Raw genomic sequence first — 25503 nt, forward strand, 5'->3', positions numbered from 1 at the left:
TCACCCGTCCGAGGGTGATGCCGAATCCGAGGGGGAGGCCCCGTCCGACGGGGTCTCCGCCACGCAAGTCACCGAGAACGGCACCGAGTTGGACGTCGTCTTCACCGGGGTGCGGATCTCGACACTGATCTCGTTCGTGAACGTCCCGCTGTTCTTGTACGTCGTCAGGCGCACCCGGTCCTGCTGGGTCTTCCCGCCGCCCGACGGGAACGACAGCGTCTTCCAGCCGGAGTCGGAGAGCGAACCGGTCTTCGTCACCCACCGGTAGGACACCTCGGCCGGTACCTTCCCCACCGTGATGCTCGCCGTGAACGTCGGCGCCTTCGAGGTCGACGGCGGACAACTGCCCGAATACTCGGTGTTGGCGCCCCCCACCGTCACCCGCACCGACTGCGGAGCCGAGGAGGACTTGCTGGCGCTAGGGCTCGGCGTCTCACTCTCGGTCGTCCTGCTGCTGCTCGGACTGGGCGAAGTCCCGTCCGAGGGTTGGCTCTTGGGGGTGCTCGCACCCGTCCCCGCGTTGTTGTCCCCGTCGTCGTTCCGGTTCATCAGCGCGTACGTCAGCCCGCCGATCGCCAGGGCCAGCGCGAGCAGGCCCGCGATGATCACGGCGGCCGCCCGCCGGTTGCCGTGCGGTTCGTCCGCGGCCGTCGGCGTCGAGTAGGAGGTGGGCGGCGGCCCGAAGCCCTGCACCGGCGTCCGCGAGTCCTGCTGCCCGTAGCCGTTCTGCGGGGCACCCGCCATCGTCGGCGTGTACGGCGCCGTCGCGGCACGCGGGGCACCGCCCGCGGCGACCAGCCGCAGATCCTGCTCCGCCTGTTCGGCCGAGATCCGGTCGATCGGGTCCTTGCGCAGCAGCCCCTCGATGACCGGGATGAGCGGACCCGCCAGACGGGGTGTCGGCAACTCCTCGTCCACGATCGCGCGCAGGGTGCTCAGCGGGGTGTTCTGGCGGAACGGCGAGTGGCCCTCGACCGCGGCGTACAGCAGCACGCCGAGCGCCCACAGGTCGGACTCGGGACCCGGCGTACGGCCCAACGCCCGCTCCGGGGCGAGGAATTCGGGCGAACCGATGACCTCACCCGTCATGGTGAGCGCCGAACTGCCCTCCACCATCGCGATACCGAAGTCGGTCAGCACGACCCGGCCGTCGTTCGACATCAGCACGTTGGCCGGTTTCACATCGCGGTGCAGCACCCCGGCGTCGTGCGCGGCCCGCAGCGCGGCGAGCACCTCGGCACCGATGTGCGCGGTCCGCTGCGGCGTCAACGGGCCCTCGGCGTCCAGGAGATCGGCCAGGGACACGCCCCGTACCAGCTCCATGACGATCCAGGGGCGGCCGTCCTCCGTCGCCACGTCGTACACCGTCACCACGTTGCGGTTGGCGACCCGCGCCGCCGCCCACGCCTCGCGCTCCAGCCGGGCGTACATCCGCTCGATGTCATCGGAGGCCAGTCCGGCCGGCGCGCGCACCTCCTTGACGGCGACCTCGCGTTGCAGCACTTCGTCGCGGGCCCGCCACACGGTGCCCATCCCGCCCTCGCCGAGGGGGGACAGCAGCCGGTAGCGGCCCGCGATCACACGTTCAGTGCCCGGTTCTTCGGGCATGGGTGACTCCCATTCGCATCCGGGCCAATTCTCCACAAACGTAGCTCAGCCGAGTGCGGATGCCGCCCCCTTGAGCACCAATCCGACCCCGAGGCCCACGACGACGAGCGCGGAGAGCAACGGCAGGGTCCGGCGGACCAGTACTGCCATGGGGCTGGTGGTCCAGCGGGGGCGCCGGTCCAGCACTCGGTTCATCCCTGTACCCAGCTTGACGACCGCGAATCCGGCGGCGGTGAGGGTGAGGGCGAGCCCGACGCCGTACGCGACGACGAGCAGCAGCCCGAACCAGGCCTGGCCCAGCGCGGCGGCGCCCACGAGGACGACCACGGCGGAGGGACTGGGGACCAGTCCACCGGCGAAGCCGAGCAGGATCGTGCCGCGGACGGTGGGGGCGGTCTCGTGGGTGTGGGTGAAGCCGCCGTGGGTGTGTTCGACGGCGTGGTCGTGCGCGTGGCCATGATCGTGGGGGTGGGGGTGGTCATGGCTGTGGTCGTGACCGTGGCTGTGGGAGTGGTCGTCGTCGTGGCTGTGGGGGTGCGGGTGTGCGTGGGTCTCGGCGTGGGGGGCCGCGGAGCCGGCGTGTGCGTGGGCGGAGGCCAGGACCAGGGAACGCTCGGGGGTCTTGGCGGTCTCGTGAGCGTGATCGTGCGCATGGGGGTGCGGGTGTGAAGTGGCTTGTGGCCGTGGGCGGTTGCGCCAGGCTCGGCGTACGAGGTTGGCGCCGGCGAACAGGACCAGGGCGCCGCTCGCGATACCGAGCCAGGCGATCACCGAGGGGGTCGCGGCGGAGCCGGCCGTGACCAGGAGGCCCAGGGCGATCACGCCGAGGGTGTGGGTGACGGTGACCGAGGCGGCGAGGGGGAGGACGTCCTTGAGCCGGGCGCGACCGCCCCGCGCGGCGGCCGTGGCCGCCATCAGGGTCTTGCCGTGGCCGGGGGCGAGCGCGTGCATCGCGCCCAGGACGATCGCGATGAGCAGCGCGAGCGCGGCGAAGCCGACGGTCAGGTGGTGGCGGGCCACCAGGTTGTTCAGGGCCTCCGTCCAGCGGTCCGCGCCGCGCGGCAGCACGGAGGCGGCGGGCGGTTCCGACGTGGACTGGTCGGCGTCGGTGAGGGCCGGGCCGCCGGGGCGCGCGTGCAGGGCCGCGGTCGTGGTGTCGGCGGGGGAGGAGAGCAAGTCCTTGGGGTAGCTGGTGAGTTCGTGCGAGATCGACTTCTTCGCCACGTCCGACTTGGTGAGCGTCATCCGGTCGGCGCGCGCGGTGATCTCCCGCCAGCCGGGACCGGTGGTCAGGCCCGCGCTGTGGAAGCCGAGGGCGACCGTGCTGCCCTTGGGGAGCGGCGCGGTCGAACTGCACTCCACCCGCAGGGTGTTGAGCCCGGCCTGCCCGGGCCGCAGCCGTGCGGTACTGCTGCCGGGCGTGAGCGCGACCGTTCGCCCGTCGACGGTGACCTTGCTGCCCTCGGCGGCCTTGTCGCACCGCTGCCGGGCCCACTCCGTCATGCCCAACTGCTTGATGTCCGGCTTGGCTTGGGTCGCCGGGATCTCGGCGAGGTCCTCGATGTGCGTGACGCGCAGCTTGCCGGGGGCGACGACGAGACCGTCGTAGCGGTTGACGGTGAAGTTGCCGAGGGGGTGCGCGCTCGCGGTCGCCGCGGGGACGATCAGGAGCGCGCCGGCGGCCGTGAGGACGGCCGCGGCGGAGGCGAACAGGCGGCGGGCGGACCTCAGTTGAGGGCGGCGGACCGGCTTCACTCGCAGGCGGCGGGCGGGCCTCACTTGGTCGCCTCCAGCGCCTTGCGGGCCTTGCTCGCGCCCAGGGGTGAGAAGCCCGGGTTCAGCTTCAGGGCCTTGGCCAGGTGGGCGCGGCCGTCGGCCTTGTGGCCGGTGGCGAGCTCGATCATGCCGAGGTGGTAGATGAAGGAGGCGTTGTGATAATTGGTCGCCGTGGCCTGGCGGGCGTAGGGGAGGGCTTCCTTGTCGCGGCCGTTGACGTGCAGGGCCCAGGCCAGGGCGTCCGCGGTGTGCACGGTGTGGCGGCGGGCCCACTCGGCGCGGGCGGCCTTCAGAGCCGACTTGACGTCGCCGTGGTCGGCGGCGGCGAGCGCGGTGTCCAGGTCGGCGTTGACGCCGTTGGCGCGGGCCAGCGCGATCCAGGCGTCGACGAGGGCGTACTGGTCGTCGGCCTTCGCCTTGTCGCCCTCGGCGCCCCGGCTCTCGTACAACTCGCCGAGTTCCACGAGGGGTTGGGGGAGGGGGTAGCGGGAGACGACCAGTTCCATGCCCTTGATGGCCTCGGCGCGGTCGCCCAGGGCGGCCTGGGTGCGGGCGCGGCCCTCCAGGGCGGGGAGGTAGTTCTCGTCGGCGGCGAGGGCGCGGCCGTAGTAGTCGAGGGCGGACTTGTAGTCGCCCTGGTTCCAGGCGAGTTGGCCGAGCGTGCCGGCCACGTACGAGATGTCTCCGGGGGAGGTCGCGCCGGCGAGCGCGCGCTCCAGGACGCTGCGGGCGGTGGTCACGTCGCCGCGCAGTTCGTGCACGTACGCGTACCGGGTGAAGACCGGGACGCCGGGCTTGCGGGCGTCGGCGAGGTCGGCGGCCTTCGACGCGTCGGCGTAACGCCCGAGTTCGACGAGGGCGTCGATACGGGAGCACAGGGCGCGCTCGCTGTAGGGGTTCTCCTTGAGGACCTGGTCCGCGTAGGTCAGGGCCTCCTTGAACTCGTGCCGGGCCGCGGCGAGCGCGGCCTGTCCCTCGATGGCGTTCTCGTTCCCGGGCGAGACCTTCAACGACCGCTGAAGGGCGGCCTGCGCCTGCGGGTACCGGGACGGGTCGCCCTTCGTCCGCGCCTGCTCCACATACGCCAGTCCGAGCGTCGCCCACCCGTCGTAGTCCTTGGGCTGCGTCCTGAGATGAGCCTGCAGCGAGGCGATACTCGCGTCCAGACTCCCACTCGCCAACAACTCCGGCGACACGGCACTGGACGCGGCGACCCCCGTGGCCCCGCTGTCCTTCGCCGCCCCGATGGCAATGGCCCCGGCGGTCATCGCCACGGCCAACAGAGCGGCACAACCGGCAAGTTGCACCGCCCGCCAGCGCCGGCCCGCGGCGGCCACCCGACGCACGGCGGCGATGCGGTCGTCGTCGGGGTGGTGGGGGCGGGCGGCGTCATCGTCGGGGGATGTGTGGCTGTGGGGGGTTGAGCGGTCGTGGTCGTGGTCGTGATGGTGAGGGCTCGGCCCGTCGGCGGTGGTGTGGCTGTGGGGGACCGGTTCGCCGGTGGCGTCGTGGCTGTGGGGGGCGGCCGTGTGGTGATGGGTGGGGACCGGTTCATCGGCGTTGCCGTGCGCGGACGTTGGAGCCGCGTCGTCGATGGTGGAGGTCGGCTCAGCGGATTCGGCGGCGGCACGAGTCGGACCACCGGGCGTCTCGCCGTCCGCGTCGCCGGAGGCGTCCGCCGCAACCTCCGCGGAGGCATCGGCGTCCGTAGCCTGCGACTCCTCGCCGCGCACCGCGCTGTCGGCCGACACCGATTCCGTGCCGGAGGCAACCGAGGCGGCGGGCACCCGGCCTGCCGCGCTGTCCAGTCCGGCGCCCGTCTCCGAGCTGCCCGAACTCTCGGATCCAGCACCGGAGTTGGTGCTCCGCTCACTCACCGGTGCTCCGGCGACCGGCTCCGTGGCGCGTCCACCCTCCGTTCCTGCGTCGGAGTCGGTGGTCCGCTCGGCCCCCGGCCCTCCGGCGAACCGCTTCGCAGCGCGCCCGCCCTCAACCTCGGCGCTCACCTCTCCGTCACCGTCCCCGTCGCCCACGTCCCCCGAATCCTCCCCCTGCTTCCACAACCGCTCCCACTCCCGCTCAGCCGCCGGAGGCACCGGTTCTTCCTCCGGCGGCTTGTTGTCGGTCTCGCGCGGGGCCATGCCGTTCCTCCATCGCCTGGGGTGGTTCAAGTGCTGTGGTGCCGAGGGGAGTTCACGTGGGGGTGGCGCGGCCCGCACCGTGGGGGAAGGTACTGTGCGGGCCGCGCCAGTCGGTGGGGGTCTAGTACGGGCGGTAGCTCATCCGGCGGCGCCACCACGCGACACCCGCGCCGATCAGCAGGACGCCGGCCACACCGGAGGCCGCCGAGGCGACGATCAGCATCATGTTGTCCGTACCGGAGGACGAACCCGCCGGCTGCAACGCGTCGCCCAGCTGGTTCTTGACGTCACTGCCGCTGGTCGTGCCCTTGGCGAGCGGACCGCGCGAACCCGAGGTCGGCTCGGCGACGTACGGGAAGTACTTCTCGAAGCCCTTGTCGTTCTTGTCGACCGCGTCGCCCAAGTCGTTCTTGGAACCGACCAGTTCGCCCTCCATGACCTGGAGCGCCTCGTCGATCACGTCGTCGGTGAGCCGACGCCCGTTCGGGAAGCCCGCGTTGTCACCGTCGAGGACACCGAGGCGCTTGGGGTGCGCGGTCGGCGGGATCGACGTGTTCAGGCGCAGCATCTCCGACGGCTTCGCGTACGGCTGCTCCGTGTTGAGGCCCTTGACGCCCGTGAGGAACACGCTGACGAGGTCGCTGCGCGGCTCCTTCGGCGCCTTGATCTTGTAGATCGACTCGATCAGCTTCGGGATCTCGGGCTCGGTCACGTTCTTCAGGAACTGCGCGTCGTCCTTGGGCTCGGACGCGTTGAACTTGTCCTTGTCCTTCTGCGGGTTGACGACCTCGTTGACCAGCGGGTTGCCCAGGCGCGAGACCTGCGTGTAGTAGCCCTTCGCGTTCTTGCGCTGGGTCGTGGAGTAAATACCCACGGTCGGACGGGACTTGGACTGCCGGATCAGGTCGTTCGGCACCTGGAGGGCGATCGTGTTGACGTTGTAGCCCTTGAGGGTGTCATTGCCGACCTCGCTCAGATTGCCGCCGTAGAGCAGGTCGAAGACCCGCAGATCGGCGAAGAACGGGTCGTCGGCCTGGCCCGCGAAGGTCGCGCCGCCGTTCGTCGTCTTGTAGATCGCCTGCGAGCGCAGCTTGGCGTAGTCCGGCATCGACGCGTCGCCGACGTCCGAGGGCGCCGCCGGGATGTCGTCGGCGATCTTGGTCTTGTAGACCGCCTTGCCCTTCTTGAGCTTGATCAGCTCGACGTCGTACGACTGCGTGATGTTGAGGTCGGGGTCGGTGAGGCTGGTGACCGGACCCGTGTTGTACAGGAACGTCTTCTTGTTCTTGATCTGGGTGCTGAAGGTGTAGCGGAAGATGAAGTCGTCCAGCGCGTCACCGTTGTTGTCGATGTGCAGGTCGTACTGGGCGTCGTCCGCGAACTGGTAGAAGTTCGGGCCGCCGGCGGGCTCCTCGAACGGGATCCAGTTCGCCACGATCGTCGTGGTGTCCGGCTTGTCCGGACTGACGAACGCGTACAGGTCCGTGTTGTCGTACTGCGGGGTCCCTGAGATCAGGGGGGCCTCCCGGTGGGAGGAGGCCGAGGCCACTCCCGGCACCAGCGCGGCCGTGCCGGCGGCCGTGAGCCCCCCGGTGGCCAGCGCGCCACATATGAGGGCCGCAAGCTTCCTGCGTCCCGCACCGCTCCTGGAGATAGGTGTCATGCCGTCCGTCCTCAGTGCCAACTTGCCTGACGCACCAGGATTCGGAGCAGGCGGCGGGGCGGATTGGTCAAACCTGAAAAGTTTTTTTGGCGCCCCGCAATCCTTCCCTTGACCCGCGTTTTGGGCACTCTGATCCGTAACCCATCCGTAGGGGTGTTCGCTACGAACGCCTCGTGTGACGGGATGTGATGAGGGGATGGGCCGCGTGCGGTCGAAGAGTGGGGGACGGGTGGAGGCCGACGAGCTCCTGGTGCAGGTGGCGGCAGGTGACCAACGGGCCTTCGAGGAGCTGTACGGACTGGTGTCCGGGCCGGTGTTCGGGCTGGTGCGCCGGGTGGTGCGCGACCCGGCGCAGTCCGAGGAGGTATCCCAGGAGGTGCTCCTGGAGATGTGGCGGTCCGCCGCCCGCTTCGACCCCGGCCGGGGCAGCGCCCTGTCCTGGGTCCTCACCCTCGCCCACCGCCGGGCCGTCGACCGGGTGCGCAGCGCCCGCGCGGCCGGCGAACGCGAGCAGCGCGAGGCCCGCCGCTCCCACCACCCCGCCTTCGACCAGGTGACCGAGGAGGTCGAGGCAGGCCTGGAACGCCAGTTGGTGCGCCGCTGCCTGGACCGGCTCACCGCCCTGCAACGGCAGTCGGTCACCCTCGCCTATTACGACGGCTATACGTACCGTGAAGTGGCCGAGCGGCTGTCGCTGCCGCTGGGCACGGTCAAGACCCGCATGCGCGACGGACTCACCCGGCTGCGCGACTGCCTGGGAGGTGTCGCATGAGCATCCTCGCCCGACTGTTCCGCCGGGGGGATCTCCACTCGCTCGCCGCCCCCTACGCCCTCGACGCCCTCGAACCCGATGAGCGACGTCAGTTCGAGAAACACCTCAGGGGCTGCGACCGCTGCGCCGAGGAGGTGCGGGCCATGGCCGAGGACGCGGTCCGCCTCGCCTGGTCCACGGTGGCCCAGCCGCCGCTCGCCATGCGCGACCGGGTGCTGGCCGCCGTACGCAACACTCCGCAGGAGTCCGGGCCGCTGCGGGAGCACGGGAGGGAGCACGCGCGGGAGCAGATACGGGAGCGGACGGGGGATCGTGCCGGGGAGCGGAAGCGGGAGTACACACCTAGGCTGCCGGCGCATGTGTGGGGCACACAGCCGCAGGCCTCGCGTGCCCGCGTGCCCCAACGGCGCCCGTTCTTCGTGCCGTTCGCCACCGCGACGGCCGCCGCCGCTCTCGTCGTGGCCTCGCTGTTCGCCGTGCAGGCGAACAAGACACAGGACAAGCTGGACGCCGCGCAGGCGCAGTCGCGTGAGATCGCCCACGTTCTCGCGGCTCCCGACGCCCGCGCGACCACCGGCGCGGACACCACGGGCCGGAGCATCGGCGTGATCGCCTCCGCCTCGGAGGGGCGCGCGGTCGTCACCCTGAGCGGATACGGCGCACCACCGAGCGGGCGAGTGCGTCAACTGTGGCTGATGCGCCCCAATGTGCAACCGCGCTCCCTCGGGCTGTTCAAGGACGACACGCCCTTGGTCACCACCGGACTCGACAAATCCGCAACATCACTCGCAGTGACCGTGGAGCCCGACGGAGGCTCAGCACAGCCCACAACTCAGCCAGTTGTCCAACTCGCCCTGAAATCGGTTGGATTCGGAGAGTAATCACGGAGGGGTGGTCAACACCCTTACGGGGAAGGTGAATCCTGAGACCTCGATACACGAGTGCCCGGTTGGGGCGATAGGGTTACCCTGCCCGGGCCGGGTGGACTCGTACGGGTGGGGAGTGACATGGAACAGATAGTGCGCAGCAGGGCAAGGGTCCCTGCGATCACGTGCGGGAGCAGCGCGACGAGTTCGCGCCTCGACCGCCATCTCTCGGTGCTGGGCGGCCCTGTCGTCCCGCAGCGCGAGACGGCCGAGGCGACCTCGCTGATGCGTGAGCTGACCTCGCGTGACACCACGCAGGAACGCAGTGCCACAGGTACCCGCGTGAGCCGCGTCAAGCTCTTCGCGCCACTGCGCAGACTGCGCCGTTCGCTGTTCGGCGGGCGCTGAGCAAGTCCTCGGCGTCCCCCGGGAGTTCCCGGGGACCCGCGCTCAGGCCACCACACCGTCCCGGCGCAGCGCTGCGATCTCTGTGTCCGCCATCCCCACGGCACGCAGCAGCGCCACGGTGTGCTCCCCGAGCGCGGGCACGTCGCCCATCCGCGCCTCGCCTCCGCCCGGCAAGGTGATGGGCGGCAGCAGCGCCCGCAGCGGCCCGACCGGCGAACCCACCTCCCGCCATCGCTCCCGGGCCGCCAACTGCGGGTGCTGCGCCACCTCTTGTACGTTCCTGAGGCGCGCGCAGGCCACACCCGCGCCCTCCAGCCGTGCCACGGCCTCGTCGGCGCCCAGCCCACCCAGCGCCCTGCCGACGAGGGCGTCCGTGCGCTCCCGGTTCGCCACCCGCGCCGCGTTCGTCGCGAAGTCCGGGTCGGTCCCCAACTCCGGCCGCTCCAGCACCTGTTCGGCGAGCCGCCGCCACTCCCGGTCGTTCTGCACCGACAGCAGCACCCTCCCCCACTGCCCTGAAGGGGCGTGGGGGGACCCCCAGCCGTCCGCCGTCGGATAGGCGTCGTACGGCGCGATGACGGCGTGCGCAAGTCCCGTGCGCGCCGGGGGAGTTCCGCCGTGCATCGCGTGATGCAGCGGATGCCCCATCCACTCCGCCAGCGCGTCCAGCATCGACACCTCCACCGGACCGCCGCGCCCGCTCACACCCCGGCGCACGAGCGCCGCGAGCACCCCTGAGAACGCGTACATCCCCGCCGCGATGTCTGCCACCGGGATCCCCGCCTTCACCGGCAGCTCCGGCGTCCCCGTCACCGACACCAGCCCCGCCTCGCACTGCACGAGCATGTCGTAGGCCCGCTTGCCGGCGTACGGGCCGTCCGGGCCGTATCCGGAGACGTCCACGGCGACCAGCCGAGGATGCGCCGCGCACAGCGTCGCCGCGTCGAGCCCGAGCCGGGCGGCGGCCCCGTGCGCGAGGTTCTGCACGAACACGTCGGCGTCCGCGACCAGCCGCCGTACGACATCGATCCCGCGCGGATCCTTCAGATCGAGGGCGATCGACTCCTTCCCCCGGTTGCACCACACGAAGTGCGAGGCCAGACCGCCGGCCGCGGTGTCGTAGCCGCGCGCGAAGTCACCCCCGTCGATCCGCTCCACCTTGATCACCCGGGCGCCCAGATCGGCGAGTTGGCGGGTGGCGAAGGGGGCGGCTACGGCCTGCTCGACGGCGACGACGGTGATGCCCTCCAGGGGCAGCGGCAAGGGCTCCATGCCGGGGATCATGTCCCGCGCCCGACACCTTTGTCATGGGGAGAGCATGCGGGGGGAGTACGGGGAGCATGATGCGTATGGCCGATGCACCGATCCTCGCCGCTCCCGGAGGCGCACATGTGTGACCCCCACGACCAGCACGAACACGAGCCGCCGACCGCCACCGACCCGGTGCCGGCAGCCGCCCACCTGGCCGCGTCCGCCTACGTCCCGCCCACGGGCCTCGCCCGGGACAGCCCCGCCAAGACGACCGCGCTGGACTGGATCGGCGAGCACACGGACCGGATCACCGGCCTCAACGCCGAGATCTGGGACAACGCCGAACTCAGCCTGCGCGAGTGGAAGTCCTCCCTCGCCCAGGCCGCCTTCCTCGAACAGGCCGGATTCCAGGTCGAGTTCGGCACGGCCGGCTTCCCCACCGCCTTCACCGCGACCTACTCGTACGGAACCGGTGGCCCCGTCCTCGGCTTCAGCGGCGAGTACGACGCCCTCCCCGGCCTCTCCCAGCGCAGCGGGGTCGGCCACCACGACCCGCGCGAGTACGTCCACGACCCCTTCGCACCCGGCTACGGCCCCGGACACGGCTGCGGCCACTGCGCCCTAGGCACGGCGGCGGCAGCGGCCGCGGCGGCCGTGGCGCGGGCCGCGGAGCGCCACCGACTGCCCGTCACCGTCAGGTTCTTCGGCTCGACCGCCGAGGAGAACCTGATCGGCAAGACGTACGCGGTCAGCCAGGGCGTCTACGACGGCCTCGACGCCTTCCTCGACTGGCACCCCTCGACGTCCAACGCCACCGGCTGGCGCAGCGGCACCGCGATGACGGCGGTGACCTTCGCCTTCCTCGGCGTGGCCGGGCACGGCGGCCATCCCCTCGGCAACAAGAGCGCGTTGGACGCGGCCGTGATGATGGCGACCCTCTCCGAGTTCCTCCGCGAGGAGAGCCTGGCGCACAGCGGACGCCTCCACTGGGTGATCAACAACGGGGGCGACATCCCCAACGTCACACCCGAGATCGCCGAGATCAGCTACTACGTCCGCGAGGGCAGCCCCGCCCGAGTCCAGGTCCTCCTCGACAAGGTGATCGCCGTCTCCGAGGCGGCGGCGAAGGCATCACGGACATCGGTACGACACCGCGTCACCGCCGCCTGCTGGAACCAACTCCCTTCCAGGGCCTTCGCGGAGCTGATGCACGACAACATGCGACAGCTCGGGCCGCCCGAATTCACCGACGAGGCACAGCGGTTGGCACGGGACCTCCAGGAGTCGCTCGGCCTCCCACCGAAGGGCCTGCACACCGAGATCGCCGAACTCGCCCCGCCCAACCCGGTGTTCCTCGGCGGCGGCTCGACGGACGTCGCCGACATCAGCTGGAACGTACCGACCGTCTCCATGGGCGCCGCCCTCGCCCCGATCGGCACCAAACTGCACACCTGGGCCGTCACCTCCTGCGCGGCGGCGGCCCCCGGCCGGGCGACCGTCATCGCCGCCGCCCGTTACCTCGCGGCGACGGCGATCGACCTGCTCACCCAGCCGGACCGACTCGCCTCGATCAAGGACGAGTTCAGGCTCCGCACGGAGGGCATCGAGTGGCGGACGGCCCTGCCCGACGGCTACGAACCGCCCATGTACGAACCACCCCAGTGGTTCCTGGACCGGACCGGCCAGACCTGGCCACCGGACAACATCACCTGGCCGCCCCGACGGGTGGTGTCCCAGGAGAAGTTCTCTTCGCTGGGGCCTGAACTCGCGCCCCAGGAATAGCGGGTCCCCTACGCGTCTCAGATCGGCTACGTGTCTCAGATCAGAGCGAACTGGCCCTCCGGGCCCTCCTCGTGGTGGTCCAGGACCGATGCGGGGCGGCGCGTCCACTCCGGCACCGGAAGGACGCCCGCCTTGCGTAGCTCGGCGGAGGTGATCGGGTCGGTCACCGTCAACTGCTCCTGTTGTGGACGCAGTTCCGCCAGCAGGGCCAACACCGTGATCAGCTCCAGCAGTTCCGACGTCCACGTCTGCTGCCATGTGGTCGGGCGGATCGCGGCCAGGGTGCCCGGCTCGGCGGACTCCGAGGTCCGGGACGTGAACCACTCCTCCAGGACGCGCACTCCGCTCACCTCGAAGTCCCAGGACCCGGGCGGTACCGGGGAGATGCGGCCCTCGTCGAGGTGCAGGGTCTCCTCGTCGCGGTCGTAGTGGAGGGTGAGGGGGAGGGGCGGGAGCGGGGCGCGGACGTAGGGGCGTCGGCCGCCGGGGAGTTTGGGGCGGTCGCCGTTGCGGCGCATCAGCCAGAGGACGCGGTGGCCCAACTCGACTCCGCGCGACCAGAGTTCGGGGTCGCGGGTGAGGGGTACGGCGAGTCCGGGGCGGGCCGTCGTCACCGTCCAGGCGAGGACGTCCGCCGGGGTGGGGGAGTGGCCGAGGTGGGTGGCGAGGTGGTCCAACAGGCCCGGCGCCAGGTTGGGTTCCTCGGCGGCGGGGCGGCGGTAGAGGGGGCGGACGCGGCCGGGGCGGAGCTGGGGGAGGACCGAGGAGGCGAGGAGAAGCGGGCCGGGGGCGCCCGCCGTCTCCACCACGAAGATCTGGCGCTCGTCCGCCACCCGCCACAACTCCGGCCGTGCCACGTCGATCAGCCGGTGGTCCGGGATCAGCCACTGCTCGTCGAAGGGCGCGTGCAGGACACGGACCGGCTCCGGGCAGGGACCCGTGGCGCGGATCAGCTTCTCCGTGCCGCTGGACTGGCCCGGGAGCTGGGACACCGCCGAGTGCAGGGTGCGCGAGCGGCTCGGCTCGAACAGCGTCTCCCGGTCCGGGACTTCGGCCTTCACCAGGGCGTCCCAGCGCGCTTTCAGGGTTGCCGCGTCGGGCGCCGTCGGCCACCCCCGGCCGAGCCGGATCGGTGCGACGGACCACGGCATCAGGTCCGCGAGCAGCGGAGCGTCATCGTGCGTCACGCTCGGCATCGTACGACCTGCCTGTGGCAGCAGGGGTGGCGGTAGCGCCCCTCGGGGGCGCGGGGCTCTGTTTGATACGCGGCTCCGCCGCGTGGTCGCGACCAGCCCCCACCGAACCCGCAGACGACGCACCGCCCACCCGGCGGAGCGTCACGCGTCGAGGGTGACGGAGAACGAGAACCGGTCCCCCCGATAGTGGATGACGGCCACATCCAGCACCCTCCCCTGTGTGTCATAGGTGATGCCCGTGTAGTGCAGGATCGGACTGAGCAACGGCACCTGAAGGAGCCGCGCCGTCTCCGGGTCGGCGAGACGCGCCTCCACCGTGTCCGTGATCCGGCTGATGTCCGCCCCGACGACATCCCGCAGCACCTTGGTCATCGGCCAGCGGACCAGGTCGTCCGGATCTAGGCGCGCGGCCAGTTCGGGACGGATGTGGTTGCGGGCGTGGTTCGTCGGCTCGCCGGTCTTCTCGTCGCTGCGGAGGCGGTGGTACGCCGCCACCTCGGCCAAGTCCGGGAAGTGTTCGGTGAGTTCGGGGGGTACGGACACCTTGCCGTGGTCCAGGAGCTCGGTCGTCATGCCGGACTGCTGGGCGACGATCGCGTCCACCGAGCCCAACAGCCGTACCGGCGTGGCCCGTCGGACGTCCGGCTCGATGAACGTGCCCCGGCGGCGGTGCCGGGTGATCAGGCCCTCGTCCTCCAGTTCCTTCAGCGCCTGCCGCATGGTGAGCACGCTGACGCCGTAGTGCCCCGCGAGTTGCTCCTCCGTGGGCAGCCGCAGCGGGTCCCGGGGCGAGCGGCCGAGTATCGAGGCGCGCAGGGACTGCGACACCTGGTACCAGAGCGGCAGCTTGCGGTTCAGGACGATCGAATCCGGGGCGAAGGAGGTCACGGGGCCATCCGTACCGGTCGGGAGGGATCAGTGCAAGGGCCGTAGGACGGTGGGGAATTGGGGAACTGTCAGTGCGTGGGGCGGAAGTGGCGTTGCAGGCCCCGCCAGACGCCGTCGTAGTCCTGCTGGAGATGGTCGGCGTGTGCCGCCTGGGCCGTGGCCGTCACCGGCCAGCGGGTCTCGAACATGAACGCCAGGCCGTCGTCGATCTTCTGGGGTCGCAGCTCCGCGGCGCTCGCCCGGTCGAAGGTCTCCCGGTCCGGTCCGTGCGCCGACATCATGTTGTGCAGCGAGCCGCCCCCGGGCACGAATCCCCCAGGACCGGACGTCTTCGCGTCGTACGCGCCCTCGATGAGCCCCATGTACTCGCTCATCACGTTCCGGTGGAAGTACGGCGGCCGGAACGTGTCCTCGCCCACCAGCCAGCGCGGGGCGAACACGACGAAGTCCACGCCGGCCAGGCCCGGGGTGTCCGACGGGGACGTCAGCACGGTGAAGATCGACGGGTCGGGGTGGTCGTAGGAGATGGAGCCGAGCACATTGAAACGGCGCAGGTCATAGGCGTACGGCACATGGTTGCCGTGCCAGGCGACGACATCGAGGGGCGAGTGGTCGTAGGTCGCCGTCCAGAGGTTGCCGCAGAACTTGTTCACCACCTCGACCGGGACCTCGACGTCCTCGTACGCGGCGACCGGTGCCCTGAAGTCCCGGGCGTTGGCGAGGCCGTTGGCGCCGATCGGGCCGAGGTCGGGGAGCTGGAAGGGCGCCCCATAGTTCTCGCACACATATCCGCGGGCTGAAGCGTCCAGCAGCTCCACACGAAAGCGCACCCCACGAGGGATCAACGCCACATGTCCCGGCTCCACATGGAGGAGCCCGAACTCCGTGCGCAGCAACAGCCCGCCGCGCTCCGGGACGATCAGCAGCTCGCCGTCCGCGTCGCTGAAGACCCGGTCCATGGAGGAGTCGGCGTGGTAGAGGTGCACGGCCATGCCGGTGCGCTGGGTCGCGTCGCCGTTGCCGCCCAGGGTCCACAGGCCGGCCAGGAAGTCGGTGCCGGGCGTGGGCTCGGGGAGCGGGTTCCAGCGCAGCCGGTTCGGGTCGGGGACCGTCTCCGTGAAGGGCGCCGTACGGATTCCGCCGTTGTCGGCGCGGGTGAACACGGGGTGCGCGGCCGAGGGGCGGACGCGGTAGAGCCACGAGCGGCGGTTGTACGCCCTCGGCTCGGTGAACGCCGTACCGCTGAGCTGCTCGGCGTAGAGGCCGAACGGGGCGCGCTGCGGGGCGTTGCGGCCCTCGGGCAGGGCGCCCGGCACCGCCTCCGAGCTGTGTTCATTGCCGAATCCGGTGAGGTAGGTCAGTCCCTCGGCGGTCCTGCGGACGTCCCCGCTCATCTCTGCTCCTAGCCCTCTGCGCCGGCTGATTCCTATGTATCACCGTAGGATTGCGGTTTCGCCGGCGCAAGAGGACGACGGAGGGCGGCCGAAAATCCGACTTCCGGGGGCGAAGAACCAGCCTCAAGGGGGATCCGGCTGTCAGACCGGTGTTCTAGTCTCCCCAGCATGTCGTGGTCGCGCGCACTCCTCACCGCGCTCGCGGTCTGTGCCCTGCTGTTGGCCGGATCGGCGGGCTGCGGCTCCGGGGGCACCCCCGCACAGAAGGGCGACCGGGTGTCACCGTCACCGGTGGGCAAGGTGCTCGACGACACCGACGAGCAGGGCCGGCACTACCGCGAGGTGAACAAGAAGGGCGCGCCAGGGGTCGGTATCGAGGTGGAGCCGGACGCCGCCGAGGACAGCTGGGACGTCACGCTGACCGTCCACGACTTCCGCTTCTCGCCCGCCGGCGCGAAGCCCGTCGCCGTCGCGGGCCGCGGCACGGTGCGCCTCCTGGTGGACGGCCGCACCGTCGCCCGGCTCCGCGTCCCCGAGTACCGCATCGCGGCCGACCTCGTCCCGCACGGCACCCATCACGTCACCGCGCGCCTCTACGCCGACGACGGCACCGTGTGGGCCGTCCACGGCAAACCGGTGGAGAGCACGGCGGACGTCACGGCGTCGGCGGCGCAGGCCACGCCGGACGGCAGCGGGACACCCCCGTCCGCACCGACGCGGGGGCCGGAATGAGTGCTATGGGCACCCAGTTCCGTACTGAGGTGCGAGCTTCACCTGGCCGCGACGGAAAGGCATCATGAGGCCCGTGCCCCACACGACATCGCTCCGTCGTGCGCCCGTGCAGCGGCGCAGCGCCGAACGGCTGACCAGGATTCTCGACGCCTGCGCCGACCTGCTCGACGAGGTCGGTTACGACGCGCTGAGCACCCGGGCCGTGGCCCTGCGCGCGGGCGTCCCCATCGGCTCGGTCTACCGCTTCTTCGGGAACAAGCGCGCGATGGCCGACGCTCTGGCCCTGCGCAACCTGGAGCGCTACACGGAGCGGGTCACCGAGCGCCTCAAGGAGGCCGCCGACGGGGAGGGCTGGCGGGCGGCGGTGGACGCCGTCCTGGACGAGTACATCGCCATGAAGCGCACCGCGCCCGGGTTCTCGCTCGTCGACTTCGGCAACCAGATCCCCATCGGTTCGGGCCACGCGGAACCCAACCACCGTGTCGCCGACCGCCTCACCGACCTCCTCTCCGGCTACCTGGCGCGCGAGCCCGACGAGGACCTCCGCCGTACGTTCCTGGTCGCCGTGGAAACCGCCGACGCCCTCGTCCACCTGGCGTTCCGGGTCGATCCGGAGGGCGACGAGAAGGTCATCGGGGAGACCCGTCAGATGCTCCGGGCGTATCTGGCGCGCGTGCTGGACTGACCGGCGGCCCGGCGGCCCGGCGGCCCGGCGACCTGACGGCCCGGCGGTTCGACCGACCGGCGAACCGACGGTCACGTTCCGCGGTTTTCCGACCTCATCCCCGGCACCCCTCGCCACCGTTCATACCGGTCGGTATGCTCACCGCCAAGAGGCAACGTCGCCCATGGGAGGCCCCGTGTCCCGCACCGCCCTGCGTATCTGCCCCCTGTGCGAAGCCACCTGCGGGCTGACCCTCACCATCGAGGGCACCCGGGTGACCGGCGCCCGAGGCGATCGCGACGACGTGTTCAGCCGGGGGTTCATCTGCCCCAAGGGCGCCTCCTTCGGCGCCGTCGACAGCGACCCCGACCGGCTGCGCACCCCGCTCGTCCGCCGGGACGGCGAACTGCGCGAGGCCACCTGGGAAGAGGCGTTCGACGCGGTCGCCGCGGGCCTGCGCCCGGTCGTCGAGCGCTACGGCCCGAACGCCGTCGGCGTCGTCCTCGGCAACCCCAACGTGCACACCATGGCCGGCGCCCTCTACCCCCAGGTCCTGCTCGGTGCCCTCGGCACCCGCAGCGTCTTCACCGCGTCCACGGTCGACCAGATGCCCAAACACGTCTCCTGCGGACTCCTCTACGGCGACGCCAACGCGATCCCGGTGCCCGACCTCGACCACACCGACCACCTGCTCCTCATCGGCGCCAACCCCCTTGAGTCCAACGGGAGTCTGTGCACCGCCCCCGACTTCCCCGGCAAGCTCAAGGCGCTCAAGGCCCGCGGCGGCACCCTCACCGTCATCGACCCGCGCCGCACCCGCACCGCCAAGCTCGCCGACCGGCACATCGCGGTCCGCCCCGGCACCGACGCCCTGCTGCTCGCCGCGATGACGTACGTCCTCTTCGACGAACACCTCGTGGAACTGGGGGAGTTGGCCCCGCATGTGCAGGGGGTCGATGAACTCCGCGAAGAGGTACGGGACTTCACCCCGGAGGCCGTGGCGGAAGCCTGTGACGTGGACGCCGACGAGATCCGCGCCCTCGCCCGTGAACTCGCGGCTGCCCCAACTGCCGTCGTCTACGGCCGTATCGGCAGTTGTACCGTCCCGCACGGCACCCTCGCCAGCTGGCTCGTCGACGTCCTCAACATCCTCACCGGCAACCTCGACCGGCCCGGCGGCGCGCTCTTCCCGCAGGCCGCCACCGACCGGACACCCCGGCCCGCCGGACCCGGCCGCGGCTTCGCGCTCGGGCGGTGGCACTCACGGGTGAGCCAACACCCGGAGGCCAAGGGTGAGTTGCCGCTCTCCGCGCTCGCCGAGGAGATCGACACCGCGACCGCCGAGGGCGAACCGATCCGCGCGCTGATCGCCGTGGCCTCCAATCCGGTGCTCTCCGCTCCGGACGGCGCCCGCCTCGACAAGGCCCTGGACTCACTGGACTTCATGGTGAGCGTCGACCCGTACCTCAACGAGACCGCCCGCCACGCCGACGTGGTGCTGCCGCCGCCCCCGCCCTCCCAGAGCCCGCACCACGACTTCGCGTTCAACACCCTCGCCGTGCGCAACCAGGTCCGCTACACCCGTCCCGCGATCCCGCTGGAGCCCGGCCGGATGGCCGAGACCGAGATCCTGGCCCGGCTGATCCTCGCCGCGACCGGCATGCACGGCGCCGACCCGGCCGCCGTCGACACGATGGTCATCGACCAGACCCTCGGCAAGGCCGTCACCGACCCCAACTCGCCCGTCCACGGCCGCGATCCGAGCGAGATCGGCGCACAGCTCACCGGCGACACCGGTCCCGAACGCCGGTTGGACATGATGCTGCGCCTGGGCCCCTACGGCGACGGCTTCGGCGTACGACCGGAGGGACTCAGCCTCCGGCAGTTGCTCGCGCACCCGCACGGAATCGATCTGGGGCCTTTGGCATCCCGCCTGCCGCAGCCGCTCAAGACCCGCAGCGGCAAGGTCGAGTTGCTGCCGCGGCCGATCGTCGACGACCTGCCCCGGCTCCGGCAGGCCATGAGCGACCGCGCCGACGGGCTCGTCCTCGTCGGTCGCCGTCACCTCCGTTCCAACAACAGCTGGATGCACAACGTGCCCGCCCTCACCGGCGGCACCAACCGCTGCACCCTGCACATCCACCCCGACGACGCGGAGCGCCTCGGCGTGGTCGACGGAGCGCCGGTCCGGGTGAAGGGCGCCGGGGGAGAGGTGACCGCCCCCGCCGAGATCACGGACGGTCTGCGGCGCGGTGTGGTGAGCCTCCCGCACGGCTGGGGACACGACCGCCCCGGCACCCGGATGAGCCACGCCGCCGCCGATCCGGGCGTCAACGTGAACCAGCTCCTCGACGGCAGTCTGCTCGACCCGCTGTCGGGCAACGCGGTGCTCAACGGAGTGCCCGTGGAGGTCGCCGCCCTCAGCGCACCCCTGTGACCTGGAGTTCTGCGCTTATTGCTCGCGCGTCAACATCTTGTTAACGCGGCTTTGCGCGACCTAACGTCATCGGACCGCCGCCCCTGGTGGGAGTTCAAAGGCGAACGTTAGGTGTTCCACTCATGCTGACCATCCTCGGCTTCACCATGATCGCGACCTTCCTGGTCCTGATCATGCTGAAGAAGATGTCGCCGATCGCGGCGCTCGTCCTGATACCGGCGCTGTTCTGCGTCTTCGTCGGAAAGGGCGGCAAGCTCGGCGACTACGTCATCGACGGCGTCACCAGCCTCGCGCCCACCGCGGCGATGCTCATGTTCGCGATCGTCTACTTCGGCGTGATGATCGACGTGGGCCTCTTCGACCCGATCGTCCGGGGGATCCTGAAGTTCTGCAAGGCTGATCCCCTGCGCATCGTGGTCGGTACGGCGGTGCTCGCCGCGATCGTCTCCCTGGACGGCGACGGCTCGACCACCTTCATGATCACCGTCTCGGCGATGTACCCGCTCTACAAGCGCCTGAAGATGAGCCTGGTCGTGATGACCGGGGTCGCCGCGATGGCCAACGGCGTGATGAACACGCTCCCTTGGGGCGGCCCGACCGCCCGCGCCGCGACCGCCCTCAAGCTCAGCGCCAGCGACATCTTCGTCCCGATGATCCCGGCCCTCGCCACGGGTCTGCTGGGGGTTCTCGTCCTCGCCTACGTCCTCGGCCGCCGCGAACGCAAGCGGCTCGGCGTGCTGACGCTGGACGAGGTGCTCGTGGAGGAGCCCGCCGAGTCGGAGACGGTTCTCGTGGGCGCCGGCACGGGCACCGGCGGTTCGGATGTCGGCAACGCCCCCAAAGCCACCGGCGGTTCGGGCTCCGGCACGGACGCGGACGCCGAACTCCCCGACGAGGACGACGGTTTCCAGGGCCTGGACCCGAACCGCCCGACCCTGCGCCCCAAGCTCTACTGGTTCAACGCGCTGCTCACGGTCACCCTGCTCACCGCCATGATCATGGAGTGGCTGCCGATCCCGGTCCTCTTCCTGCTCGGCGCCGCGCTCGCCCTGACCGTCAACTTCCCCCACATGCCCGACCAGAAGGCCCGCCTCGGCGCCCATGCCGAGAACGTCCTCAACGTCTCCGGCATGGTCTTCGCCGCCGCCGTCTTCACCGGCGTCCTCCAGGGCACCGGCATGGTCGACCACATGGCGACCTGGCTGGTCGACAACATCCCCGACGGCATGGGCCCGCACATGGCCTTCGTCACCGGCGTGCTCAGCATCCCGCTCACGTACTTCATGTCGAACGACGGCTTCTACTTCGGCATCCTCCCCGTGCTCGCCGAGGCCGGCCAGGCACACGGCGTCTCCTCCCTGGAGATCGCCCGAGCCTCCCTCGTCGGCCAGCCCCTGCACATGTCGAGCCCGCTGGTGCCCGCCGTGTACGTCCTGGTCGGCATGGCCAAGGTGGAGTTCGGCGACCACACCAGGTTCGTGGTCAAGTGGGCCGCGCTCACATCACTCGTGGTGCTCGGGGCAGGAATCCTCTTCGGCATCATCTGACCTCCACACCAAGGGACTTGACCATGGCGCCCGGCAGGAACCGAGGCTGGCTGCTCCGCCTCGTCATCGCCTTCAGCTTCACGCAGGGGGCGGTGTCGATGGCCCGCCCCGCCGTCTCCTACCGGGCCCTCGCGCTCGGTGCCGACGAGCGGGCGATCGGTGTCATCGCGGGCGTGTACGCGCTGCTCCCGCTGTTCGCGGCCGTACCGCTCGGCCGCCGCACCGACCACGGCCGCTGCGCACCCCTGCTGCCCGTCGGCGTGGTCCTGATCTCCGGCGGCTGCGCACTGAGCGGACTGGCCGACTCCCTCTGGACGATGGCCATGTGGAGCGGAGTGATGGGCCTGGGCCATCTCTGCTTCGTGATCGGCGCCCAGTCGCTGGTCGCCCGCCAGTCCGCCCCGCACGAACAGGACCGCAACTTCGGCCACTTCACCATCGGCGCCTCCCTCGGCCAGCTCATCGGCCCCATCGCCGCGGGCGCCCTGATCGGCGGCTCCGACATGGCCGGCACCAGCGCGCTCGCCCTGCTGGTCGCGGGCGCGGGCGCCGCCGTGTCGTTCACGTCCCTGTGGCGCATCGAGGACCGTACGACCGTCAAGTCCCGTACGGAACAAGGCGATCGCGTGCCCATGCGCGGCATCCTCGGCGCCCGGGGCGTGCCCGCGGGCATCTTCATCAGCCTCTCCGTGCTGTCCGCCACCGACATCCTCACCGCCTACCTCCCGGTGGTCGGCGAACACCGGGGCATCGCGCCCTCCGTCATCGGCGTCCTGCTGAGTATCCGCGCGGCGGCCACCATCGCCTGCCGACTGGTCCTCACCCCGCTCCTCCAACTCCTCGGCCGAGCGGCCCTGTTGACCGCGACCTGTCTCCTGGCCGGCGTCCTGTGCGCGGGCATCGCCCTCCCGCTTCCCGTCTGGGCCATCGGCCTGATGCTCGCCGTCCTGGGCTTCTGCCTCGGTGTCGGCCAGCCCCTCTCCATGACGACGGTCGTCCAGGCTGCCCCCGACGACGCCCGCTCCACCGCCCTCGCCCTACGGCTCACCGGAAACCGCCTCGGCCAGGTCGCCGCACCCGCGGGCGCGGGCCTCGTCGCCGGAGTGGCGGGCGTGGCCGCGCCGTTCGTGATGCTCGGGGCGCTGCTGGTGCTCTCGGCCGGGGTCGCGCTGCGCTCCCCGGCGCGACCACCCCGGAAACTGCGGCGATTCGGGTCGGCCGACACCCCGGCGCCGCGCCGCGTCCCCTGAACGCGATCGTCCGTTTTCTCACCACCCGGACCGACCCGCTCGATCCCGTCCGGTCTCTTCCCCCGGGTGCGCACATTCCGTTAGCTTCCGTGACTCACAAGCCTCGTACGACCCGTACGAGGTGATCGGATCGCGGAGCCCCCGGGGGCACTCGTCATGACACGCGCCATCTCCCTGCACGACGTGAGCAAGTGCTACACGCGAGGCGCCCGCGTGGTGGACCGGCTTTCGCTGGACATCGCGCCGGGGGAGTTCCTCGTCCTGCTCGGGCCGTCCGGGTGCGGCAAGTCGACCGTGCTGCGCATGATCGCCGGTCTGGAACAGATCACCGAGGGCGACCTGCGACTCGACGGCGAGTACGCCAACGAACTCGCCCCCTCCGAACGGGACATGGCGATGGTGTTCCAGAACTTCGCCCTCTACCCGAGCATGACCAGCCGCGACAACATCGGCTTCCCGCTGCGCATCGAGACCCCCGGCGAGGACCCGCGCCCGCGCGTGGACGCCACCGCCCGCATGCTCGGCATCGAGGATCTCCTGGAACGCTTCCCCAGCCAGCTCTCCGGCGGCGAACGTCAGCGCGTCGCCATGGGCCGGGCCATCGCCCGCCACCCCTCCGCGTTCCTGATGGACGAACCGCTCTCCAACCTCGACGCCAAACTCCGCAACCACCTGCGCGCCGAAATCTCCGCCCTCACAAGGAAGTTGGGGGTCACGACCGTCTACGTCACCCACGACCAGGCCGAGGCCATGTCGCTGGGCGACCGGGTCGCCGTGCTGCGCGGCGGAGTCCTCCAGCAGGTCGGCACCCCGCGCTCGGTGTACGCGCTGCCCCGCAACGTCTTCGTCGCCGCCTTCATCGGCACCCCGCGCATCAACCTGCTGCGCGGCCTGGTCCGGGCCCCGTTGGACGGCGCGATGACCATCAGCCTCGGCAAGCAGTACCTCCGACTGCCCGAACCCCTGTGCCTGGACCACCAGTTGCTCCGTGTCCAGCAAGGCCGCGAGGTCATCGTCGGTCTGCGCTCCGAGGCCATCCGTATCGCCAAGCCCGCCGCCGCCCGCCCCGGCGAGGTGGCGATCAGCGGCCTCGTCGAGCACGTGGAGTTCCAGGGCCACGAGGTTCTCGTCCACTTCAACACCGGCTCCCGGCCTGCCGTCGTACCGGAGTTGGAGGCCCCGCGCCCCGCCCGCCCGGCCCGGCGCCGCCGACGCGAGGGCGGTGTCCTGGACCGGCTGCGGGGACGAGCGGGCGCGCTGCGCGCCGGACCGGTCGTCACCCTGGACCACCCGGCCGACCTCGAACCCGACCTCGTACCGCCCGAGGGCCGCCTCCCCGGCGACCTCGTCGTCCGCACCACCCCCGACATCGAACTCCGCTACGGCATGCAGGTCCCGCTCCTCGTCGACATCGCCCATCTGTTCGTCTTCGACCAGCACGGCGAACGGATCTCCCCGGCCCCGGCGCGGCTGCCCGACTTGGACGAGTGACGCCCGGTACGGATAGGTGCCGTACGTCGAGACGCGGCTCTTCTTCGGTACCGACCGGAGGATCGAGGAGATCCGGCGGGCGTACGAGAAGGCGTTCGCGCAGGAGTCGGTGGGCCGGGTGGACGACCGGACCCGGGCCGAATTCCGAGGCGTCCGTGACTCCGGGTCCCTGGCGCCACAAAACTAACACCGCTAGTTTGTGAGGCGGACGACGACGTCACGCCCGGGAGGCAGCACGATGAAGGCACACGACGGCATGTACATCGACGGCGGCTGGCGCCCCGCGGCGAGCGGGGAGGTCATCGACGTGGTGAACCCGGTCGACGAGCAGGTGATCGGCCGGGTCCCGGCCGGCACCGCCGCCGACGTCGACACCGCCGTACGGGCCGCCCGTGCCGCCCTCCCGGGCTGGGCCGCGACCCCGCCCGCCGAACGAGCCGTACGCCTGACGGCACTGCGGGACGTCCTCGTCTCCCGCAAGGACGAGATCGCCGAGACGGTCACCGCCGAACTGGGCGCACCGCTCGCCTTCTCGCAGGCCGTCCACGCGGGCGTGCCGATCGCGGTGGCGGGCTCGTACGCCGAACTCGCCGCGACCCACGCCTTCGAGGAGAAGGTCGGCAACTCGACCGTCTACCAGGAGCCGATCGGCGTGGTCGGCGCGATCACCCCCTGGAACTACCCCCTCCACCAGATCGTCGCCAAGGTCGCTCCCGCCCTCGCGGCGGGCTGCACGGTGGTGCTCAAGCCGGCCGAAGACACCCCGCTCACGGCCCAGTTGTTCGCGGAAGCGGTCGACGAGGCGGGCCTCCCGGCCGGTGTCTTCAACCTCGTCACCGGCCTCGGCCCGATCGCCGGCCAGGCCCTCGCCGAGCACCCGGGCATCGACCTGGTCTCCTTCACCGGCTCCACGGCGGTGGGCCGCCAGATCGGTGCCACGGCGGGCGCCGCGATCAAGAAGGTGGCCCTCGAACTCGGCGGCAAGTCCGCCAACGTCATTCTCCCCAGCGCCGACCTCGCCAAGGCCGTCAACGTCGGTGTCGCCAACGTGATGTCCAACTCCGGCCAGACCTGCAGCGCCTGGACCCGGATGCTGGTTCACCGCGACCAGTACGACGAGGCCGTGGAACTGGCCGCGACCGCCGCCGCCAAGTACGGCGACCGCATCGGCCCGGTCGTCAACGCCAAGCAGCGGGCGAGGGTGCGGAGTTACATCGAGAAGGGGGTGGCGGAGGGCGCGAGGCTGGTGGCGGGCGGCCCCGAATCCCCGCACCAGCAGGGCTACTTCGTCTCCCCGACCGTCTTCGCCGACGTGACCCCCGACATGACGATCGCGCAGGAGGAGATCTTCGGCCCGGTCCTCTCGATCCTCCGCTACGACGACGAGGACGATGCCGTCCGCATCGCCAACGGCACGGTCTACGGCCTCGCGGGCGCCGTGTGGGCCGGTGAGGAGGCGGAAGCGGTGGCGTTCGCACGGAGGTTGGAGACGGGCCAGGTCGACATCAACGGCGGGCGGTTCAACCCCCGTGCCCCGTTCGGGGGTTACAAGCAGTCGGGGGTGGGCCGGGAACTCGGCGCGCACGGGCTGTCCGAGTACCTCCAGACCAAGTCCCTTCAGTTCTGATCCCGTTGCC

The 25503-nt window shown here is 71.1% G+C and carries 20 protein-coding genes; 12 read left to right on the forward strand and 8 right to left on the reverse strand.

From position 1 onward, the window contains the following. From ACIRRY_RS26860 to ACIRRY_RS26875, 4 genes are all read right to left on the reverse strand, one after another. A complete protein-coding gene (locus tag ACIRRY_RS26860; RefSeq protein WP_403977168.1) occupies positions 1-1608 on the reverse strand; it encodes a serine/threonine-protein kinase in 1608 nt (535 codons plus the stop codon). Positions 1609-1653: 45 nt separating this feature from the next. Then, positions 1654-3387, reverse strand: a complete 1734-nt coding sequence (locus ACIRRY_RS26865; RefSeq protein WP_403977170.1) for a sulfite exporter TauE/SafE family protein — start codon at positions 3385-3387, stop codon at positions 1654-1656. Continuing rightward, positions 3384-5525, reverse strand: a complete 2142-nt coding sequence (locus tag ACIRRY_RS26870) for a tetratricopeptide repeat protein (protein ID WP_403977171.1) — start codon at positions 5523-5525, stop codon at positions 3384-3386. The genes ACIRRY_RS26865 and ACIRRY_RS26870 overlap by 4 nt, the downstream gene beginning before the upstream one ends. A gap of 121 nt (positions 5526-5646) precedes the next feature. Then, positions 5647-7188: a DUF4331 domain-containing protein gene (locus ACIRRY_RS26875; RefSeq protein WP_403977173.1), complete on the reverse strand. Its 1542-nt coding sequence runs from the start codon at positions 7186-7188 to the stop codon at positions 5647-5649. A 229-nt stretch (positions 7189-7417) separates the two neighbouring features. Here ACIRRY_RS26875 and ACIRRY_RS26880 point away from each other — a divergent pair, with 229 nt between their 5' ends. The 3 genes from ACIRRY_RS26880 (at position 7418) to ACIRRY_RS26890 (ending at position 9234) form a co-directional block, all read left to right on the forward strand. Next, complete coding sequence (locus ACIRRY_RS26880; RefSeq protein ID WP_019059221.1) at positions 7418-7960, forward strand: sigma-70 family RNA polymerase sigma factor; 543 nt, start codon at positions 7418-7420, stop codon at positions 7958-7960. Beyond that, positions 7957-8841: an anti-sigma factor domain-containing protein gene (locus ACIRRY_RS26885; protein WP_403977175.1), complete on the forward strand. Its 885-nt coding sequence runs from the start codon at positions 7957-7959 to the stop codon at positions 8839-8841. The genes ACIRRY_RS26880 and ACIRRY_RS26885 overlap by 4 nt, the downstream gene beginning before the upstream one ends. Positions 8842-8967: 126 nt before the next feature. Further along, positions 8968-9234, forward strand: a complete 267-nt coding sequence (locus ACIRRY_RS26890) for a hypothetical protein (RefSeq protein WP_033286328.1) — start codon at positions 8968-8970, stop codon at positions 9232-9234. 42 nt (positions 9235-9276) lie between these two features. Here ACIRRY_RS26890 and ACIRRY_RS26895 read toward each other — a convergent pair whose 3' ends face one another. Beyond that, positions 9277-10518: a CaiB/BaiF CoA transferase family protein gene (locus ACIRRY_RS26895; RefSeq protein ID WP_403977177.1), complete on the reverse strand. Its 1242-nt coding sequence runs from the start codon at positions 10516-10518 to the stop codon at positions 9277-9279. A 105-nt stretch (positions 10519-10623) separates the two neighbouring features. On the opposite strand from ACIRRY_RS26895, the gene ACIRRY_RS26900 reads away from it, so the two are divergent. Next, positions 10624-12267 (forward strand): amidohydrolase, encoded by a 1644-nt coding sequence (locus ACIRRY_RS26900; protein ID WP_403977179.1) that lies wholly within the window; start codon positions 10624-10626, stop codon positions 12265-12267. A gap of 35 nt (positions 12268-12302) precedes the next feature. Here ACIRRY_RS26900 and ACIRRY_RS26905 read toward each other — a convergent pair whose 3' ends face one another. From ACIRRY_RS26905 to hmgA, 3 genes are all read right to left on the reverse strand, one after another. Next, positions 12303-13463 carry a type ISP restriction/modification enzyme gene (locus ACIRRY_RS26905; RefSeq protein WP_403977181.1) on the reverse strand — a complete coding sequence of 387 codons (1161 nt, stop codon included), beginning with the start codon at positions 13461-13463 and terminating at the stop codon, positions 12303-12305. Positions 13464-13604: 141 nt separating this feature from the next. Further along, positions 13605-14351: a GntR family transcriptional regulator gene (locus ACIRRY_RS26910; protein WP_403977183.1), complete on the reverse strand. Its 747-nt coding sequence runs from the start codon at positions 14349-14351 to the stop codon at positions 13605-13607. 68 nt (positions 14352-14419) lie between these two features. Beyond that, a complete protein-coding gene (hmgA, locus tag ACIRRY_RS26915; protein ID WP_403977185.1) occupies positions 14420-15745 on the reverse strand; it encodes a homogentisate 1,2-dioxygenase in 1326 nt (441 codons plus the stop codon). A gap of 168 nt (positions 15746-15913) precedes the next feature. On the opposite strand from hmgA, the gene ACIRRY_RS26920 reads away from it, so the two are divergent. The 8 genes from ACIRRY_RS26920 to ACIRRY_RS26955 all read left to right on the forward strand — a co-directional run bounded on the left by ACIRRY_RS26920 (position 15914) and on the right by ACIRRY_RS26955 (position 25493). Next, on the forward strand, positions 15914-16477 hold the full coding sequence (locus ACIRRY_RS26920) for a hypothetical protein (protein WP_403977187.1): 564 nt from the start codon (positions 15914-15916) through the stop codon (positions 16475-16477). Between the two features lie 64 nt (positions 16478-16541). Then, positions 16542-17162 (forward strand): TetR family transcriptional regulator, encoded by a 621-nt coding sequence (locus ACIRRY_RS26925; protein WP_403977189.1) that lies wholly within the window; start codon positions 16542-16544, stop codon positions 17160-17162. A 175-nt stretch (positions 17163-17337) separates the two neighbouring features. Continuing rightward, complete coding sequence (locus tag ACIRRY_RS26930; RefSeq protein ID WP_403977191.1) at positions 17338-19578, forward strand: molybdopterin oxidoreductase family protein; 2241 nt, start codon at positions 17338-17340, stop codon at positions 19576-19578. 122 nt (positions 19579-19700) lie between these two features. Continuing rightward, positions 19701-21125: a CitMHS family transporter gene (locus tag ACIRRY_RS26935; protein WP_403977193.1), complete on the forward strand. Its 1425-nt coding sequence runs from the start codon at positions 19701-19703 to the stop codon at positions 21123-21125. 23 nt (positions 21126-21148) lie between these two features. Continuing rightward, a complete protein-coding gene (locus tag ACIRRY_RS26940) occupies positions 21149-22375 on the forward strand; it encodes an MFS transporter (protein WP_403977195.1) in 1227 nt (408 codons plus the stop codon). A gap of 156 nt (positions 22376-22531) precedes the next feature. Next, positions 22532-23866: an ABC transporter ATP-binding protein gene (locus tag ACIRRY_RS26945; protein ID WP_403977197.1), complete on the forward strand. Its 1335-nt coding sequence runs from the start codon at positions 22532-22534 to the stop codon at positions 23864-23866. Positions 23867-23882: 16 nt separating this feature from the next. After that, positions 23883-24053 carry a DUF3574 domain-containing protein gene (locus ACIRRY_RS26950; RefSeq protein WP_403977199.1) on the forward strand — a complete coding sequence of 57 codons (171 nt, stop codon included), beginning with the start codon at positions 23883-23885 and terminating at the stop codon, positions 24051-24053. 51 nt (positions 24054-24104) lie between these two features. After that, positions 24105-25493: an aldehyde dehydrogenase family protein gene (locus ACIRRY_RS26955; protein ID WP_403977201.1), complete on the forward strand. Its 1389-nt coding sequence runs from the start codon at positions 24105-24107 to the stop codon at positions 25491-25493. Positions 25494-25503: the final 10 nt, after the last annotated feature.

This window comes from Streptomyces sp. NPDC101776, assembly GCF_044766845.1.
Taxonomy (GTDB): Bacteria; Actinomycetota; Actinomycetes; order Streptomycetales; family Streptomycetaceae; genus Streptomyces.

Coding starts and splice junctions, on each gene's coding strand:
- ACIRRY_RS26860 (WP_403977168.1), bottom strand. CDS start 1,608: ATGCCCGAAGAACCGGGCACTGAACGTGTGATCGCGGGCCGCTACCGG.
- ACIRRY_RS26870 (WP_403977171.1), bottom strand. CDS start 5,525: ATGGCCCCGCGCGAGACCGACAACAAGCCGCCGGAGGAAGAACCGGTG.
- ACIRRY_RS26875 (WP_403977173.1), bottom strand. CDS start 7,188: ATGACACCTATCTCCAGGAGCGGTGCGGGACGCAGGAAGCTTGCGGCC.
- ACIRRY_RS26885 (WP_403977175.1), top strand. CDS start 7,957: ATGAGCATCCTCGCCCGACTGTTCCGCCGGGGGGATCTCCACTCGCTC.
- ACIRRY_RS26890 (WP_033286328.1), top strand. CDS start 8,968: ATGGAACAGATAGTGCGCAGCAGGGCAAGGGTCCCTGCGATCACGTGC.
- ACIRRY_RS26895 (WP_403977177.1), bottom strand. CDS start 10,518: ATGATCCCCGGCATGGAGCCCTTGCCGCTGCCCCTGGAGGGCATCACC.
- ACIRRY_RS26900 (WP_403977179.1), top strand. CDS start 10,624: ATGTGTGACCCCCACGACCAGCACGAACACGAGCCGCCGACCGCCACC.
- ACIRRY_RS26905 (WP_403977181.1), bottom strand. CDS start 13,463: ATGCCGAGCGTGACGCACGATGACGCTCCGCTGCTCGCGGACCTGATG.
- hmgA (WP_403977185.1), bottom strand. CDS start 15,745: ATGAGCGGGGACGTCCGCAGGACCGCCGAGGGACTGACCTACCTCACC.
- ACIRRY_RS26920 (WP_403977187.1), top strand. CDS start 15,914: ATGTCGTGGTCGCGCGCACTCCTCACCGCGCTCGCGGTCTGTGCCCTG.
- ACIRRY_RS26925 (WP_403977189.1), top strand. CDS start 16,542: ATGAGGCCCGTGCCCCACACGACATCGCTCCGTCGTGCGCCCGTGCAG.
- ACIRRY_RS26935 (WP_403977193.1), top strand. CDS start 19,701: ATGCTGACCATCCTCGGCTTCACCATGATCGCGACCTTCCTGGTCCTG.
- ACIRRY_RS26940 (WP_403977195.1), top strand. CDS start 21,149: ATGGCGCCCGGCAGGAACCGAGGCTGGCTGCTCCGCCTCGTCATCGCC.
- ACIRRY_RS26945 (WP_403977197.1), top strand. CDS start 22,532: ATGACACGCGCCATCTCCCTGCACGACGTGAGCAAGTGCTACACGCGA.
- ACIRRY_RS26955 (WP_403977201.1), top strand. CDS start 24,105: ATGAAGGCACACGACGGCATGTACATCGACGGCGGCTGGCGCCCCGCG.